Origin of the sequence: Bacillus solimangrovi (genome assembly GCF_001742425.1) — a bacterium.
In the GTDB taxonomy this organism is placed as follows: domain Bacteria; phylum Bacillota; class Bacilli; order Bacillales; family Bacillaceae_N; genus Bacillus_AV; species Bacillus_AV solimangrovi.
On the sequence record NZ_MJEH01000061.1, the window covers coordinates 19,537 to 36,790 of the forward strand.

At 36.3% G+C, this 17,254-nt stretch carries 12 protein-coding genes and 1 other annotated feature; of the genes, 10 read left to right on the forward strand and 2 right to left on the reverse strand.

Features of this window, described 5'->3' with window-relative positions; all coding sequences use genetic code 11:
- Positions 1-8: 8 nt before the first annotated feature.
- The 7 genes from BFG57_RS15730 to BFG57_RS15760 all read left to right on the forward strand — a co-directional run bounded on the left by BFG57_RS15730 (position 9) and on the right by BFG57_RS15760 (position 7,390).
- A complete protein-coding gene (locus BFG57_RS15730) occupies positions 9-833 on the forward strand; it encodes a cytochrome C assembly family protein (protein WP_069718443.1) in 825 nt (274 codons plus the stop codon).
- Positions 834-868: 35 nt separating this feature from the next.
- Positions 869-1,801: a hydroxymethylbilane synthase gene (hemC, locus tag BFG57_RS15735; protein WP_069718444.1), complete on the forward strand. Its 933-nt coding sequence runs from the start codon at positions 869-871 to the stop codon at positions 1,799-1,801.
- Positions 1,801-2,610 carry a uroporphyrinogen-III synthase gene (locus BFG57_RS15740; protein WP_069718445.1) on the forward strand — a complete coding sequence of 270 codons (810 nt, stop codon included), beginning with the start codon at positions 1,801-1,803 and terminating at the stop codon, positions 2,608-2,610. The genes hemC and BFG57_RS15740 overlap by 1 nt, the downstream gene beginning before the upstream one ends.
- Positions 2,603-3,586 carry a porphobilinogen synthase gene (gene hemB, locus BFG57_RS15745; RefSeq protein WP_069718446.1) on the forward strand — a complete coding sequence of 328 codons (984 nt, stop codon included), beginning with the start codon at positions 2,603-2,605 and terminating at the stop codon, positions 3,584-3,586. Before BFG57_RS15740 ends, hemB begins: the two co-directional genes overlap by 8 nt.
- 81 nt (positions 3,587-3,667) lie before the next feature.
- On the forward strand, positions 3,668-4,963 hold the full coding sequence (gene hemL, locus BFG57_RS15750; protein ID WP_069718447.1) for a glutamate-1-semialdehyde 2,1-aminomutase: 1,296 nt from the start codon (positions 3,668-3,670) through the stop codon (positions 4,961-4,963).
- 228 nt (positions 4,964-5,191) lie between these two features.
- Positions 5,192-6,223 (forward strand): stage VI sporulation protein D, encoded by a 1,032-nt coding sequence (gene spoVID, locus BFG57_RS15755; protein WP_069718448.1) that lies wholly within the window; start codon positions 5,192-5,194, stop codon positions 6,221-6,223.
- Positions 6,224-6,379: 156 nt separating this feature from the next.
- Entirely contained in the window at positions 6,380-7,390 is a 1,011-nt protein-coding gene (locus BFG57_RS15760; protein ID WP_069718449.1) for a phosphotransferase, read from the forward strand.
- Here the strand turns inward: BFG57_RS15760 and BFG57_RS15765 are convergent.
- Positions 7,371-7,559 carry a hypothetical protein gene (locus tag BFG57_RS15765; protein WP_069718450.1) on the reverse strand — a complete coding sequence of 63 codons (189 nt, stop codon included), beginning with the start codon at positions 7,557-7,559 and terminating at the stop codon, positions 7,371-7,373. The two genes, BFG57_RS15760 and BFG57_RS15765, sit on opposite strands and share 20 nt — an antisense overlap.
- A gap of 174 nt (positions 7,560-7,733) precedes the next feature.
- Positions 7,734-7,975: a binding site (T-box leader), on the forward strand.
- Between the two features lie 50 nt (positions 7,976-8,025).
- Between BFG57_RS15765 and BFG57_RS15770 the strand changes: the two genes are divergently transcribed.
- From BFG57_RS15770 to BFG57_RS15780, 3 genes are all read left to right on the forward strand, one after another.
- A complete protein-coding gene (locus BFG57_RS15770) occupies positions 8,026-10,668 on the forward strand; it encodes a valine--tRNA ligase (RefSeq protein WP_069718451.1) in 2,643 nt (880 codons plus the stop codon).
- Between the two features lie 254 nt (positions 10,669-10,922).
- Positions 10,923-12,224 (forward strand): bifunctional folylpolyglutamate synthase/dihydrofolate synthase, encoded by a 1,302-nt coding sequence (locus BFG57_RS15775; protein ID WP_069718452.1) that lies wholly within the window; start codon positions 10,923-10,925, stop codon positions 12,222-12,224.
- Positions 12,225-12,420: 196 nt separating this feature from the next.
- Positions 12,421-15,333 (forward strand): vWA domain-containing protein, encoded by a 2,913-nt coding sequence (locus BFG57_RS15780; RefSeq protein ID WP_069718453.1) that lies wholly within the window; start codon positions 12,421-12,423, stop codon positions 15,331-15,333.
- A 62-nt stretch (positions 15,334-15,395) separates the two neighbouring features.
- Here the strand turns inward: BFG57_RS15780 and BFG57_RS15785 are convergent, their stop codons facing one another.
- The gene (locus BFG57_RS15785; protein ID WP_069718454.1) at positions 15,396-17,243 is read right to left on the reverse strand and encodes a hypothetical protein; all 1,848 of its coding nucleotides are present in this window, start codon (positions 17,241-17,243) and stop codon (positions 15,396-15,398) included.
- Between the last annotated feature and the right edge of the window lie 11 nt (positions 17,244-17,254).

A 17,254-nucleotide genomic window follows, 5' to 3' on the forward strand; every position in this document is an offset into this window, starting at 1 on the left:
TTAGGTATATGTTTAAGTTTGGCTGGTTATATGATGTTACAATTATCCTATATTGCTTTAGCTTAATAGGGTATTTTATTGACTTTTTGCATAACAACCGGAAGGCGAATCAAGTTGCCTTCTGGTTGCTTTCTATTGTTTGGGGTTTACAGACAGTTTCGTTCCTTTCTAGCATGATACAGTTGGGACATTTTCCTATTTTGAATATGGCAGAGGGCCTGTACTTTTATACGTGGGTACTTGTAACATGTTCACTCATCATTAACCGAATTTTCAGAGTGGATTTTTTTGTATTCTTTACAAATATACTAGGTTTTGTCATCATGGCGCTACATTTGTTTACACCTGTCGAATACAAATCAGAGGTTCTCTCAGAACAATTAGTTTCAGAACTTCTCTTAATCCATATCACAATTGCGATCTTGTCATACGGTGCATTTTCACTCTCGTTTATTTTCACAATGATGTATGAGCTACAATATACGTTAATAAAGAAGAAAAAGTGGGGAACACGTCTAAAACGATTAGGCAATCTCTCGACATTAGATCGGTTATCTTATAGTCTGAATATGATTGGTGTTCCATTGTTGTTGATCGCACTAATTCTTGGTATAGTATGGGCTTCGATTCAAGTTGAATCATTTCAATGGTATGATGCGAAAGTATTAGGTTCATTTATGGTGTTAATTATATATAGTATTTATTTGTATTTACGAGTAGGAAAGGGCTTACAAGGGAAAGTGTTAACTTATTGGAATATAGGAGCTTTTCTCGTACTCTTAACAAATTTCTTCTTATTTGGTACACTTTCAAATTTCCATTTTTGGGTGTAGCTCATTAGCATATAGCAGAAGACGGAGGTATTATCATGCGTAAGATTATTGTTGGTTCAAGAAAGAGTATGTTAGCGCTCACGCAAACAAATTGGTTTATTAATAAAATGAAGGATGCAGGTTTACCTTTTGAATTTGAAGTAAAAGAAATTGTAACAAAAGGTGACCAAATCCTAAATGTTACACTTTCAAAAGTCGGTGGAAAAGGACTTTTTGTGAAAGAAATTGAACAAGCATTGCTAAATAAGGAAATTGATATGGCTGTTCATAGTATGAAGGATATGCCTTCCATATTACCTGAAGGATTCGTTATCGGATGTGTTCCTGGGCGTGAGGATTATCGTGATGCATTTATTTCAAAAGGACATGTTAAGCTTGCCGACTTACCTTCAGGTGCTGTTGTAGGTACGAGTAGCTTACGTAGAAGTGCACAAATTTTGGCACAGCGACCTGATTTAGAAATTAAGTGGATTCGAGGAAACATTGATACACGGCTTTCTAAGCTTGATACTGGAGACTACGATGCTATTATTTTAGCAGCAGCTGGACTAGCACGTATGAATTGGTCTAATGATGTTGTTACGGAATATTTGGATCAAGATATTTGTGTTCCAGCAGTAGGTCAAGGTGCTCTGGCAATTGAATGTCGTGAAGATGATACTGAGCTTCTTGACGCATTACAGATATTATCGGATGAGCGTGTGGAAAGAACTGTTACAGCTGAACGTGCATTTCTTAATCAAATGGAAGGTAGTTGTCAAGTTCCTGTCGCAGGGTTAGCTGAAATAATGGATAACGATGAAATTAAGTTAATGGCATTAGTGTCAACACCTGATGGAAAGACGATTTTGCGTGAAGAACTATTCGGTACAGATCCTGTTCGCTTAGGTGAAGAGGCTGCGAAAATCTTAAAAGAACGTGGTGCACAAAAAATATTAGATGAAATAAAAGCTGAGTTAGATCGGTAATGAATGATGCCTTGAAACCTCTTCAAGGTGTGCACATTCTTGTCACTAGAGCTCAGCATCAATCTAGCGCTTTTATTGAACAAATTCAATCATTTGGTGGTAATGCGATTGAGGTTCCGTTATTAAAAATTGCTCCACCCAAACGTGAAGATGTCGTTCAAGATGCTTTTACCCAATTGAACAGTTATGATTGGATCATAATAACGAGCATGAATGGTGCACATGCCTTTGTTAAATTTGCTAATAAATATGCAAACAGTGATTGGAAAAAGAAGTTGCCAAAGATTGCAGCAGTTGGTAAGAAGACGTTGAAGACATTACAAGACAATAACATAGATGTTCAGTTTATGCCGTCTTCTTATACTGCGGAAGTTCTTTTTGCTGAGTTGTCGTCTCAACTAAAAACAGGGATGCGCATCTTGCTAACACGAGGTGATCTTGCAAGAAAGGCTTTACCATCTAAACTTCTCGATCATGGTTGTAAAGTAAATGATTTGGTTGTCTATCGAACAATTCAAAATGAAGCAGCACGAACTAAATTGAAAAATGTGATCTTACACGACCATGTCGATGTTGTGACATTCACTAGCCCTTCTACAATTTCTGCATTTGATTCACTATTACTTGATACAAATTGGCGAGATGTAACGACAGACGTTATTTTCGCTTGTATCGGACCAGTAACATTATCAGAAGCGAAACGAAAAAAACTGCCAAACGTTATCATAGCAGAAACATATACGATTGAAGGGTTATTACATAAAATAAGTGAAGAGTTATCAAATAGGAGGTATATAGGGAATGACTGAATTACAGTTTAAGCGTCATCGTCGTCTTCGTTCATCTAAAGTGATGAGAGAAATCGTTCAAGAAACTCACGTACATAAGCAAGACTTGATTTATCCATTGTTTGTAGCTGAAGGTGAAGGGATTAGACGTGAAGTATCTTCGATGCCAGGTGTTTTCCAATTGTCTCTTGATTGCTTAAATGAAGAAGTAGGTGAAATAAGTAGCTTAGGAATTCCTGCAGTCGTCTTATTCGGTATTCCTCATGAGAAGGACGAACTTGGGAAAGGCGCTTATCATGACCACGGTATCGTACAAAAAGCAATTACGCAAATAAAAGAAAACTTTCCTGAAATGCTTGTAATAGCAGATACATGTCTCTGCGAATTCACAGATCATGGTCATTGTGGGGTAATTAAAGATGGGGACGTACAGAATGATTCATCGCTTTTATTACTTGCACAAACAGCAGTAAGTCAAGCAAAGGCTGGCGCAGACATAATTGCACCTTCAAATATGATGGATGGTTTTGTAGCAGCAATCCGACAAGGATTAGACGAAGCTGGATTTTCACATATTCCAATTATGTCGTATGCCGTAAAATACTCATCTGCTTTTTATGGTCCATTCCGAGATGCAGCTGATAGTACACCACAATTTGGTGATCGAAAGACATATCAAATGAATCCAGCGAACCGACTCGAGGCATTACGTGAAGCTGAATCAGATTTGGAAGAAGGTGCAGATTTCTTAATGGTGAAACCTGCACTTGCATACTTAGACATCATTCGTGAAGTAAAAGATCGTTATAATGCACCAATGGTTGCTTATAATGTAAGTGGTGAATATTCAATGATTAAAGCCGCAGCACAAAATGGTTGGTTAGATGAGAAGGCTGTTGTGATGGAAAAGTTAATCGCAATGAAACGTGCCGGAGCTGACTTAATTATCACGTACTTTGCAAAAGATGTAGCAAAATGGTTGAATGAAGCGAAATAATACACGATGAAGTCGTTGATGAATTTTTAAAAGGTTATTCTACAGTATCTTTTGCTGACCTGAAATAAAGGAGTGTATCGAATGCGTAGCTTTGATAAATCAAAAGCACATTATAAACAAGCTAAAAAATTAATGCCAGGTGGTGTGAACAGCCCTGTTCGTGCCTTTAAATCAGTTAATATGGACCCAATCTTCATGGATTATGGTAAAGGATCAAAAGTGTATGATATGGACGGAAATGAATACATTGATTATGTACTATCATGGGGACCGCTAATTTTAGGGCATGCACACGATGAAGTCGTTGAACAATTGAAGAAGGTGACTGAAAAAGGGACAAGCTTTGGTGCACCTACTGCGATTGAGAATAAGTTAGCTGAACTTGTTATTGAACGTGTGCCATCTATTGAAGTTGTTCGTATGGTCAATTCTGGTACAGAAGCGACAATGAGTGCTTTACGCTTAGCACGAGGATATACGAATCGTAACATCATTATGAAATTTGAAGGATGTTATCATGGACACGGTGATTCTCTGCTTATTAAAGCAGGTTCAGGTGTTGCGACACTCGGTTTGCCTGATAGCCCTGGTGTACCAGAATCTATTGCGAAGAATACGATTACTGTTCCTTACAATGATTTGGATAGTGTTCGTTATGCATTTGAACAATTTGGGGATGATATTGCAGGTGTTATTGTAGAGCCTGTTGCTGGAAATATGGGTGTTGTACCGCCACAACACCAGTTTCTAGAAGGATTACGTGAGATTACGGAAAAGAATGGGACATTGCTTATTTTTGATGAGGTTATGACGGGCTTCCGTGTTGGTTACAATTGTGCACAAGGTTATTTTGGAGTAACGCCTGATTTAACATGTCTCGGTAAGGTAATTGGTGGTGGATTGCCCGTAGGTGCTTACGGTGGTAAAGAAGAAATCATGCGTCAAATTGCGCCAGATGGTTCTATCTATCAAGCAGGAACTCTTTCAGGTAATCCATTAGCAATGACTGCCGGATATGAAACATTATCTAGGTTAACTCCAGAAACGTACGAACAATTTGAACAAAAAGCAAAGCGTTTAGAAGAAGGGTTAACGGAGGCTGCACTAAAGCATGGTATTCCACATACTGTGAATCGCGCAGGTTCAATGGTAGGTTTGTTCTTCACTAATGATGATGTCATGAACTTTGAAATGGCATCTTCATCTAACTTAGAAATGTTTGCTACTTATTATAAATTAATGATTGAACAAGGTATCTTTTTACCACCTTCTCAATTTGAAGGGTTGTTCTTATCAACCGAACATTCTGATGAGGATATTGAAAAAACGATTGAGGCTGCAGAGAAAGCCTTTGCTGAAATTGCAAAAGGAAAATAAGAACTTACTTAGTAAATCTAAAACTAACATTACTAGATGGTTTATAATTGATAGAAAAAACGCACTGTACCTTTTATTAAGGCAGTGCGTTTTTCTTTGCATACATTTCTACTCTAAGTCATATGTATCATACAGTAAGAGTAATGAATATAACGATAAGAACAATCTCACCCACGGGGTTACTCTCATAAGTTGAAATAAGTGAAGTGATTGAAGGGAGGAAGGAATGTGTCAGATGAACGTTCCTCAAATTTAAGTTTTCATGTAAAAGAATCGGTCTGGTTTGATAGAGGTCAGGAAGTTGATAACCTTGTTTCCATAGCGTTAGAACCTGATATTTGTATTCAAGAGAATAAGGAATATGTTTCAATTGTTGGAAACTTATTATTGACCGGTGAGTACTATGCACCAGCAGAACTAGAGTCTACGGAAATGGTGGATTCTTTCCGAGAAGAACCTTACATGAATACAGCAGACGATGTGCGAGAGTTGGAAGAGGGGCTATTTGCTTTGGAGCATCGTTTTCCAGTTGATATTACGATCCCGGTTGAAAAAATTTCTGATCTAAATGATATTTATGTGTTAGTAGAAACATTTGATTACGATATTTTACAACAAAACCGACTACAACTCAGTGCAGATATTGAGATTAGTGGTTTAATACAAGAGGAATATCGAGAAGATGCATCAGCGGAGCTAGTTGAAAACGAAACAGATGAACTTCCGATTCAAGAAGAAATAGTTCATGATGAAGAAGAGAAGGAAGAGCCATACTCCGCGTTTGAATTTGAAGTGCGTAAAGAAGATGCAGAAGAAATCGAAGAAGTCGAAAATGAAGAGCAACGAGAAGAGTCAATGGTTATTGAAGTGAAAAGTAGGTCTGAAGAACAAGACGATTCTTTCTATACGGATGAAGAACAGGAAGAAGTATTCGAAATGGATAGTACAATAATTGAAGAAGCAGAAGAAGTAATTAATGAACGAGCTTCTCATGAAGATCCAGAAGAAGATAAACTTGAAACAGTAAAAACACATACGAGAGATGATAATGCTCTCTATTTAACAAATATGCTTACACAAGAAAATGAGGGATTTACAAGGGTTAGGATGAGAATCATTCAACAAGGAGATTCAATAGATTCAATTGCTGAAAACTATTCAGTTCCAGTAACACAAATCTTACGAGAAAATCGCATGGAAAGTGGCGAGATCCAAGAAGGTCAAATTTTATATATTCCTGTACCACTTGGAAGGCAATAGAAAGGATTAACTAAATAAGCTGTGTTTGAGGAACCTAATCACATTAGTTATCAATATCATTAATTTGTTCAAACTTTTTGAAATAAGGACAAAGCCCATATCAGCGAGCATCTGGTTGATAGGGGCTTTTCTACATGAATAGAGGTGAAAGTGCAAGTGGAGCATCTTCAAACAATAATGGATCAATATCAAGTTCAACCGCATTATGTTGAAGAGAATGGTGCTTTATATAAACTATTTACTTGGGGGGGGATATACGCTTTAAAGAAAGTGAAGGGTGGGGGACAAGCACTCTCTTCATTAGTTCAAGCAACACAGATATTTATGAAACGTCAACTTCGTATAGGAGTACCAATTGTACCGACGATTTCAAATCAATTATTTAGTAGTGATGGTGTGAATTATTATTATTTAACTCCGTGGATAGAAGCAAAGGAAAGGTCTGCACGTGATCAGTTACATGAGGTATTTAAATTATCAGCTAAACTTCATCAGCAAACTTCAAAAGAAAATAAGATTGAGGACGAGAGATATGAGCAATTTTATGACTTTTGGACAAATAAAATGGACGATCGCAAGCAATTAATGGAAGATTTTCTTAACTATTGTGAACAACAAATCTATATGTCCCCATTTGAGTTAAACTATTGTTTACATGCGAATGAAATGATGAAGCTAGACGACATTGCACGACAGAAGTTAGATTTGTGGCATGAAAAGGTTGCTGGAAAGGAAAAAGAACGTGTATCACTTTGTCATGGTGCTCTTAAGCTGGAGAATCTCGTGAATCATCATAATGATAAATCTTACTTTATTAATTTTGAACACTCCTATATCGCTCCAGCGGTTTTTGACCTTGAGTATTTAGTTAATCAGCATGTTTATCAATTTCCAGATAGTAGAAAAGCGATATTCACTGGTTTGCAAGCTTATCAACGAATATTTCCATTGGCTGAAGATGAAAAGCTATTGTTAAGCTGGCTTCTATTAAATAACATTTCAATTACTGATGCTATAACCGATTACCAAAATCAAACAACAAGAAATGAACTGAAACATGTGAAGCGTTTGCAGCGAACAATTGGTCTTACTCAAAACATTTCCCATGTTGTCTACGAGACGTTCGATAAACCAGTTATGAATACATCTAAATCCACTTCACAGTAAATGCAACGAACAAAAAGATGAGAAAACCAGATAAAATGATGTCAAATGTTGTCGGGAAGAATAAGGTGCGTAACAATTGAAACGCAGCTAGAGGCAAGATAATTTGTTCGGTGATCACTAAACATTTGCGTAACCAAGGTGGCATGCGATAGCGATAAAATTGACTCATATGGTTCACTCCTTTTTTCAAACACTTAGGCACTTAATAATAAAATACTATATGAAAAGATGGGCTTAAGTGTGCACAAGAAAATTAAATGTTTATTCCATGTTTAAACGGCTTGAAAAATGGTAAAACTTATTGACGATTCATTGAAAACTTATGTAGAATAATGTTAGATATGTAAATGCGTTGATAGGGAAGAGTACACTTAAGAGCCTTTTCAGAGAGAGGAAGCATTAGCTGAGAGCTTCTTTAAGGAATTATTTTGAGTGGAAGGTCACCCTGAAGCAGCTTTTTTGAACTGTAAAATCAAAGTAGGAAAAGCCGGTTAAACACCGTTATCGAACTGAGAGCATAGTAGCAGTCTAGCTACTATGAATTAAAGGTGGTAACGCGGAATTATAACTTCTTTCGTCCTTTTTGGATGGGAGGAGTTTTTTTGATCTTGTGATAATTTGATTGGAGGAGAACAATGAGTAATCAAGAAGTAAATTTACCAACAAAGTATGATCCACAAGGAGTAGAAAGTAAGTGGTATGACTATTGGATAGATGGGAAATTTTTTGAAGCGAAGAATGATGAGCGCAAGCAACCATACACAATCGTCATTCCACCGCCAAACGTAACAGGTAAGTTACATTTAGGACATGCGTGGGATACTACACTTCAAGACATGTTAACACGTATTAAACGAATGCAAGGTTATGATGTGTTATGGCTTCCAGGTATGGACCATGCTGGTATCGCAACACAAGCGAAGGTAGAAGCGAAGTTACGTGAAGAAGGTAAGTCACGTTATGACCTCGGTCGTGAGAAGTTTTTAGAGCAAGTATGGGCATGGAAGGAAGAATATGCTGACTTTATCCGAAAGCAATGGTCTAAAGTAGGGCTTGGATTAGATTATTCACGTGAGCGTTTCACAATGGATGAAGGCCTTTCAAAAGCTGTTAACGAAGTGTTTGTAAAGCTTTATGAAAAAGGACTAATCTATCGTGGAGAATATATTATCAACTGGGATCCAGCAACTAAGACGGCTCTGTCCGATATCGAAGTAATTTATAAGGATGTTCAAGGGAACTTCTATCATATGCGTTATCCGTTAGCTGATGGTAGTGGCTCGATTGAAATCGCAACAACTCGACCTGAGACGATGTTAGGAGATACAGCAGTTGCTGTCCATCCTGAAGATGAACGTTATAAAGACTTGATTGGTAAGACTGTTAAATTACCGATTACTGGTCGTGAAATCCCGATTGTAGCAGATGATTATGTTGATATGGACTTTGGTTCAGGTGCGGTAAAAATTACACCTGCACATGACCCGAATGACTTTGAAATTGGTAATCGCCATAACCTTGAACGTATTCTTGTCATGAATGAAGATGGAACGATGAATGCTAAGGCTGGTAAGTATGAAGGTATGGATCGCTTTGAATGCCGCAAGCAACTTGTGAAAGACCTACAAGAAGAAGGCATTTTATTCAAAATTGAAGAACATATGCATTCTGTCGGTCATTCAGAACGAAGCGGAGCAGTAGTTGAACCATATCTTTCGACGCAATGGTTCGTTAAAATGCAACCTTTGGCAGATGAAGCAATCAAACTTCAACAATCAGAAGGAAAAGTGAATTTCGTACCTGATCGTTTTGAGAAAACGTATCTTCGTTGGATGGAAAATATTCGTGATTGGTGTATTTCTAGACAGTTATGGTGGGGACACCGTATCCCAGCTTGGTATCACAAAGAAACTGGTGAAGTGTACGTAGGAAACGAAGCACCAGCAGATATTGAAAATTGGAAACAAGATGAAGATGTGTTAGATACGTGGTTCTCGAGTGCACTCTGGCCGTTCTCAACGATGGGTTGGCCTGATGAAGATGCTAACGATTTTAAACGTTACTATCCAACTGCAGCACTTGTAACGGGTTACGATATTATCTTCTTCTGGGTTTCTCGAATGATATTCCAAGGATTAGAATTTACTGGGGAACGTCCATTTGAAGATGTTTTAATACACGGTCTTGTACGTGATGCAGAAGGGCGTAAGATGAGTAAGTCATTAGGTAATGGAGTAGACCCGATGGATGTTATTGAGAAATATGGTGCAGATTCGCTTCGTTATTTCTTAGCAACAGGCAGTACACCAGGCCAAGATTTACGCTTCATGTGGGAGAAAGTCGAATCCACGTGGAACTTTGCTAATAAGATTTGGAACGCATCACGTTTTGCATTGATGAATATGGACGGTATCACCTATGAAGAATTAGATTTGTCGGGTGAAAAATCAGTAGCAGACAAGTGGATTTTAACACGCTTAAATGAAACGATTGAAGCTGTTACGACGAATGTTGACAAATATGAATTCGGTGAAGCAGGTCGTCAGTTATACAACTTTATTTGGGATGACGTATGTGACTGGTATATCGAAATGGCGAAACTCCCGTTATACGGTGAAGATGAAGCGGTTAAGAAAACGACTCGTTCTGTACTTGCATATGTGTTAGACAATACGATGCGTCTCTTACACCCATTCATGCCATTTATTACGGAGGAAATTTGGCAACACCTTCCAACGAAAGGTAAATCAATCACAATTGCAAAATGGCCAGAAGTACGCACTGACTTAACAGATAGTGATGCAGCAGAAGAAATGCGTTTACTCGTTGATATTATCCGCTCAGTTCGTAATATCCGAGCTGAAGTGAACACACCTATGAGTAAGCAAATTAAACTATTTATTCAAGCGAAGGATGAAGATACGTTAAGCAAGCTTGAGAAAAATAGAAGCTATTTAGAACGTTTCTGTAATCCGAGTGAGTTGAAACTTGCAACGGATCTTGAAGCTCCAGAAAAAGCAATGACAGCTGTTGTTACTGGTGCAGACTTGTACTTACCTCTAGAAGGTTTAATCAACATCGATGAAGAAATAGCACGTCTTAATAAGGAATTAGAGAAGCTCAACAAAGAAGTAGACCGTGTACAGAAGAAGTTAAATAACGAGAAGTTTGTTGGTAAAGCACCTGCACACGTCGTTGAAGAAGAACGTGCGAAAGAAAAAGATTACGTAGAAAAACGTGAAAAGGTTCAAGCACGTATCGTAGAGTTGAAAGGTTAATGCATATAGAAAAAGCGAATCCGAAGCGGATTCGCTTTTTCCAAATATGATAGTAAGTGAATAAAAGAGCCTGTTCAAAAAGGAGGACAAGAAGGACGGAGAAAACAAGGCGGCGAAGATTTGAGCACCAGAGTGTACGTTTGTAGGGTATATGAGGCGCAGAAAATCAAGACAACGCAGTTATTTGACAGTCATTTTTCCCGGACTTTTGGAACATCCTCTAAAATGACTAAGTATATGTAGGAGGAGAACGAATGTTTACAACGGTAGATGAAGCAATAAATTGGTTACATAGTAGAGAGCGTTTCGGAATTAAACCTGGTTTAAAACGAATGAAAGAGATGCTTGAACAATTAGGAAATCCAGAACGACGTTTGAAAATGATTCATATTGCGGGAACGAATGGTAAAGGGTCTGTTGTTAGTTATCTTCGACATATGTTTCAAGAGGCTGGTCATGAAACAGCAACGTTTACGTCACCATACATTGAATCATTCAATGAACGAATTAGTGTGAATGGCACACCAATTTCAGATGAGCATCTATTGAAAGTTGTTAATGATGTTAAACCAATCGTTGATAATTTAGATGATAATCAAGAAATAGGAAAACCAACAGAGTTTGAAATATTAACTGTAATTTCCATTCAATATTTTGCTCGTATTGCTTACCCAGATATCGTTCTTTTCGAAACAGGTCTTGGAGGGCGTCTAGATTCAACAAATGTTATTCATCCTATGCTCTCAATTATAACGAATATTGGATACGATCATATGGATATTCTAGGTGAAACAATTGAAGAAATTGCAAGTGAAAAGGCGGGAATCATCAAGTCAGGAGTACCAGTTATAGCAGCAGTTGCACAACAAGAAGCACTTGCAGTTATTGAAGCGAAGGTGAATGAACAGCAAACGAAGTTGTATCAATTAGGTAGAGAGTTTCAAATAATAGAGAGTGATAATGTAAAGAATGGTGAAACATTTACGTTTCAATCACCGTTTGTAACTTTAGAAAACATTGAAATAAGTATGAAGGGTCCTCATCAAGTCCGTAATGCATCACTTGCATTGATGGCAGTTGATTATATGAAACGTTTCTATTCACTTATCGTTGATGAACAAGATATACGAACAGGTTTGAAGAAAACAAGTTGGCCAGGGCGATTTGAAGTTGTGAAAGAAAAACCACTGACCATATTAGACGGTGCACATAATCCAGAAGGCATACAAGCACTTAAAAATACTGTAGAGCGTCACTATAAGGAACACAACGTACATATTATTTTCGCAGCGATGAAAGATAAGAAGCTTTCAGAAATGGTATCATTATTAGATTCATTTGCAGATACAATTTCATTTGTAGACTTTGATTTCCCTAGAGCAGCGGCAAGTACAGATTTAATTGAGCTATCAAAAGTAAAAGAGAAGCAAGCATTTGCACATTGGTCAGAAGCCTATCAAGAAGTGGTTGCTCGTATTGGTACTGAAGATGTCGTGTTAGTGACTGGATCGTTGTATTTTATTTCTGATGTAAGAAAAGAATTATACAGAACATAATATGGCTGTTTTGTTAAATATTAGTCTTTAGAACAGTTGAATTACCTCTATTTGGTATGATAGTAGTGTGAAAACGTGAATCTTCCGTTTTGTTTATTAAAAAAACGTGAGGAATAGACTAGTTCACATGTGATAACCTACGCATCTTCTTCAATATTGTAGGTTATCGATACTAATATTATTAGGGGGATTGTTAATGATTCAATGGGGATGGTTTCAAAAAGCGATTAATGTATCTTTAGCAATCATATTAGTTGTCGGATTATTTTTTTCAATAGGTATGTCTGGTAATGCAGAGCAGATTGAGCCTCAGTTAGATGTAATCGTATCTCCTTCTCAGTCTTCGGTTATTAAACCAGTTGGAGGACCAGCAGAAGCTAGTTTAGATTTCGAGCTTGTTCCTAGAGGGGAAATCACTTCAGGGATCCGTCAACCAATTGAAGTGGTGTTTGTATTTGATCTGTCAGGTTCTATGGGTGGAGAAATATATAAAGCTGGTGGAGGAAGCATCAAGAAAATTACTTCTGCGAGAGTTGCTTTACAGCATGCAATTAATTATTTCAAAGATAATGGTCTTGAAGAGGATCGATTTGCATTAGTTCCCTTTTCAGATGATGTTGGCTTCTATAATGGGGAGTGGAGAGAAGGAAGCTTTTTAGATTTTGTGAATTTAAGAAAAATTCAAACGTTGCACGGTCGTTCTAGTGCTGCTTATATGAGCGTTGGTGGCGGGACAAATTACACACAAGCTCTAAGTAAGGCAAATCAGTTGTTGGAGAACACGTCTGTTAATAAAAATGTCATTTTTCTTACGGATGGAATGCCGACTATTTCAAAAGAAATAGAAGAGTCTGGACGTATTATACACTACGAATTAGGAACATTAACTACAGGAAAAGAAATTGGAAGTATTTTTTACAATAATAGTGATGGTTCTAAAGTAAATATCAGTCCTCCTTCTACTGTAGATAAAACTGATTATGTAAAAAACCAAATTAGAAATCATGCAAAAAAACAAGCTGAGGAGATGGCAAGAAATAATATTAAGCTGTATTCAATTGGATTTGGACAAAGAAATGATATAGATATGGAATTTCTCACTGAATTATCAAATATTACTGGGGCAGAAGCTAAAAAAGCTACAGCAGATGATTTGAGTGAAATTTTCACTGAGTTTAGTGAAACAATTGATAAATTACAAATGAGTGAAGTTCAATTAAAGATTAAGATTCCAGATAACGTTGGCTTACAGGCAGATGCCAATGTAACAAAGGATGATGAAGGTTACACAATTATTAACTTAAGTGATGTGCCTTACGAAGTAGGGGCGGGTACACCAGTATTAGCGTTGGAAGATAAGTTGAGAAGCTTACCGCTCACATTTAGCAAAGCTGGTGAGTATACGTTTGATGATATGAAGCTTGTGTATAAAGACTTAGAAGGTAATCAAATTACGCCAAAGCAATTGGATCCAGTTTCTATATCTGTTGTAGATCTAACAATACCGAAGCTTGAAGGTAAAGCGGAAATTGTTAATCCAGAGTTAGCCTCTAATCTATATAAAACAGTTGATAAACAAGGAACTGAACATTTGAATAATGAATTTACAGTGAAATATGATTTTTCACTTGTTGGAGGAAATGCTTCAGGAGAGTTAAGAAATATTGTTATTGAGCAACCATTACCAGAAGGAGTTGCATGGAGTTCAGATCCAACAAGTTCGATAAAAGAGAAAGAAGAAAACGGTCAAAAGTATTTAGAAATACCTTTTGAAAATTATGATTATGATAATGGTGTGTCAGGAAATAAAAATGAAGAACTAAAATTAGATCTTACAAGTTCGAACCCAAATATCAATTCTTTTAAAGGGTTTGCTGAAGTAAATGTTTTGGAATCAACTAATGGAAAATGGGAGCTTCAAATTGTTACAAATAGTAACTTTGACAAAGAAAATAATTATAAACTGACATTCAATGACGGCACCGAAGAATACTTATCATTAAAAGAAAATGATAGTTTTAAAGCTGAGTATTCTGTGCAACCAGTCAAATTAACACAAATGCGTGCAAACGATAATCCCGATATTGAACAACCAACTACTATACCTCATGTTTTACAACAAGAAGTAAACTTCAAAGTTAATTGGGCAGTAAAGGACGTCAAACTTCCAGAAGCGAAAGTAATTTATAGGGACAGTAATAATAGTACACAGGAACAAGAAGAAACAGTAACTCCACCTGATGACAAAATTAATATGACGGTACTATTAGAATCAAACCGTACAGATAACTTGAAATATATAGGTGATTTTGAAGGTCGCATTTCATTGAAATACGATGACACAGATGTGATGGAGGTCTATGCAAAATCTCAAAAGGGAGATTTAATTAAGGGGATCAACATCAAGTCAATGAACTATTCAACAGACGACTCGAAAGTAATTGAGGTAACATATAAAGATGGTTCAAAAGGTTATTTGAATCCATTTTCCTTCGATGCGGACAGCTATGAAGTTATTGGAATTCATCCAAAAAACTTAAAAGACCATCTTATTAATGAAATTACTTCGGATCTTGATAACGTATCATGGGAAATAACATCAGAAGACCTTGATATGGCGATATTATCAAGCGAAGGAGTAATTCAATATAATCATGTAACTCCTAAGGTAGGTATGGTAACTATTCAGGCAACGTTACAAGTAAATGGAAATGACCTATATTCGGATACAGCAATAGTAGACATTCAAAGTGGACTTAAAAAAATTAAAATAGAGCCCGAACATAATCTTAATATAGGTGAAACAGTCATTCTAACAGCTTCACCTTATCCATCTGATGCGTTTCTAATTGGAGTGGAATGGGAGAAGTCAAATAATAACATAGATATCGCTGTAAATGAAAAGAAAATTGGTGAAGTATCCGTTACTAGAAGAGATGAAGGTAAAACGATACTGAAAGTAATTTCAAGTGAAGATAAGAATATATGGAATGCGACTATCATTACTAATAACAATATTGATACACCGGATACACCGGATACACCGGATACACCGGATACACCGGATACACCGGATACACCGGATACACCAGAAAATAACAAATGGTAAAGCGAAATAGAGGCTGCTTCAAAAGGTACATGATTGGACCTTTTGAAGCAGCCTTGTTTTTGTTACTTAATAATAAGCTCATCTACAATTAAGTGTAATTGATTTACTCTCGGTAAAGCGTCTAGTTGGTCAATGATGACAGAAGAGTCATGTTGAACATAAAAACGAGAAGGAGCTTCTTTTTCATCATAATTGAATAAAAGATTGGGTTTAGTTATATTACCTCTTATAGCATTAACTGTTAGGTTTCCTTTTGCAAAGACTCCACCATTTACATCGAACTTAGAACCTACTCCATATAATGTAGCTGATTTTTCAGTATAGAAAAAGCCTTTAAGATTAGTAGTATTATTAATGCGCTTATTTAGTTTAGTTTCAGAATTTACATCATGAAATTCATTAATACGTGTAATGTTTAGGTCACCATTAGAAATTAGAACTAGTTGTTTATCATTTACTCCGCTAATCGTTACATTATTGATTTTTGATTCTTTTTTTACGTAAGCAGTCGTATCAAATGAGACAGTATCTTTAATTTTTATATCGTCATTTCCAGCAATCAGAAGATCCCCTTCAACTAATAAATTCCCAATAATGTCATTTTGATTCGTAGCATCGATCGTTAAATTGCCATCAGCAACAATCCAATTATCACCAATAGATATATCATGTTTTAATATGAAGGTTGAGTTAGCGTTAAGTCCTGTAATTGAATTATTGGAGCTTTCGATATCAATCAGGTAAATATTTTTTGATAACATGTCTCCATTCCAATCTGCTTTATATCGATAGAAATCTGTTTCCACTATAAAGAATTCGCCACAATTAATGGCAGGGGATGTCATTTGTTCAAGGTCATTATAAGGCTTTAGCCATTGATTTAGAGCTTCAATAAATTCTTCATCTGTGGGAAAGTTGACTCTCTCTGGTCGTTCTGTATGTATTCCAATGTCATTTGCATCAAACTCACCTAGCATAAGAATAGTTTTAAAATCTGTATTTCCTGAACATGTATCTACTATTTTGTTTAATAAATCTACCCTATTATTGTGATTACTGAGATTCTCTAGTTCTATGGCTGCTTTTAATTTACTTTTGTACGTTTCATCAAAGTTCATATCTATAAATGTACCTGTTGGCTTTATAATAGGTCGCCCATTAATTTCTTTGCCATTGTTAGTTTTATAAATTCCTTTATAGAAATTATTTACATCTTTTTTAGTCATATTATTTGTGAATAAAGTACCATATATCGATGTGCCGTAAGTTTTATCTGTTTCTCCATTTACATCATTTACGGTGAATTTTGCTTTTTCATCTATATTTATTTGTTCTGCATATACATTTCCGATAATATCAAGAGATCCATTTAACTGTAAGGTTGAGGAACTTCCAAGGCTATATTGTAAAAAGCTAGGTGTAGGAGTTAAAATGATTTTTTGGATTAATCTCCGTGTAATTTCAGGTTTGTTCGTTTCGCTTCCTTGCGTTTCGATCGTAATGGTATATACTCTAGTAAAGGTTTTTTCGATTTCTTGATGGGAGAGGTTACTAAAAGTATTACTTGTAATGTCCTCTAAAACGATGTCAATTATATTAGAGTTATTTCGTTGCGCATTATCAATTATGTCGTTAAATTGATCTTTGAGATTATCGTCATAGTTTGGAGGAGGCAGCTCTAATTCCATCATATTAGGAATGAAATTTTCACTAGCAATGTTTTGTTTGATTTGTATTAGTATATCCTCCAATACATCTTTGCTTTGTTCTGTTGTATTAACTTCTAACTCTCTAATTTCTGTTCGTGTTGAACCTCCGATGCTAGCAGAGATTATCGCTAATCCTAAAACAATGAAGATAAGGGAAGTTAACATAACTAATAATAACGTTGAGCCATGTTCGTTTTTCATCTATACTCCTT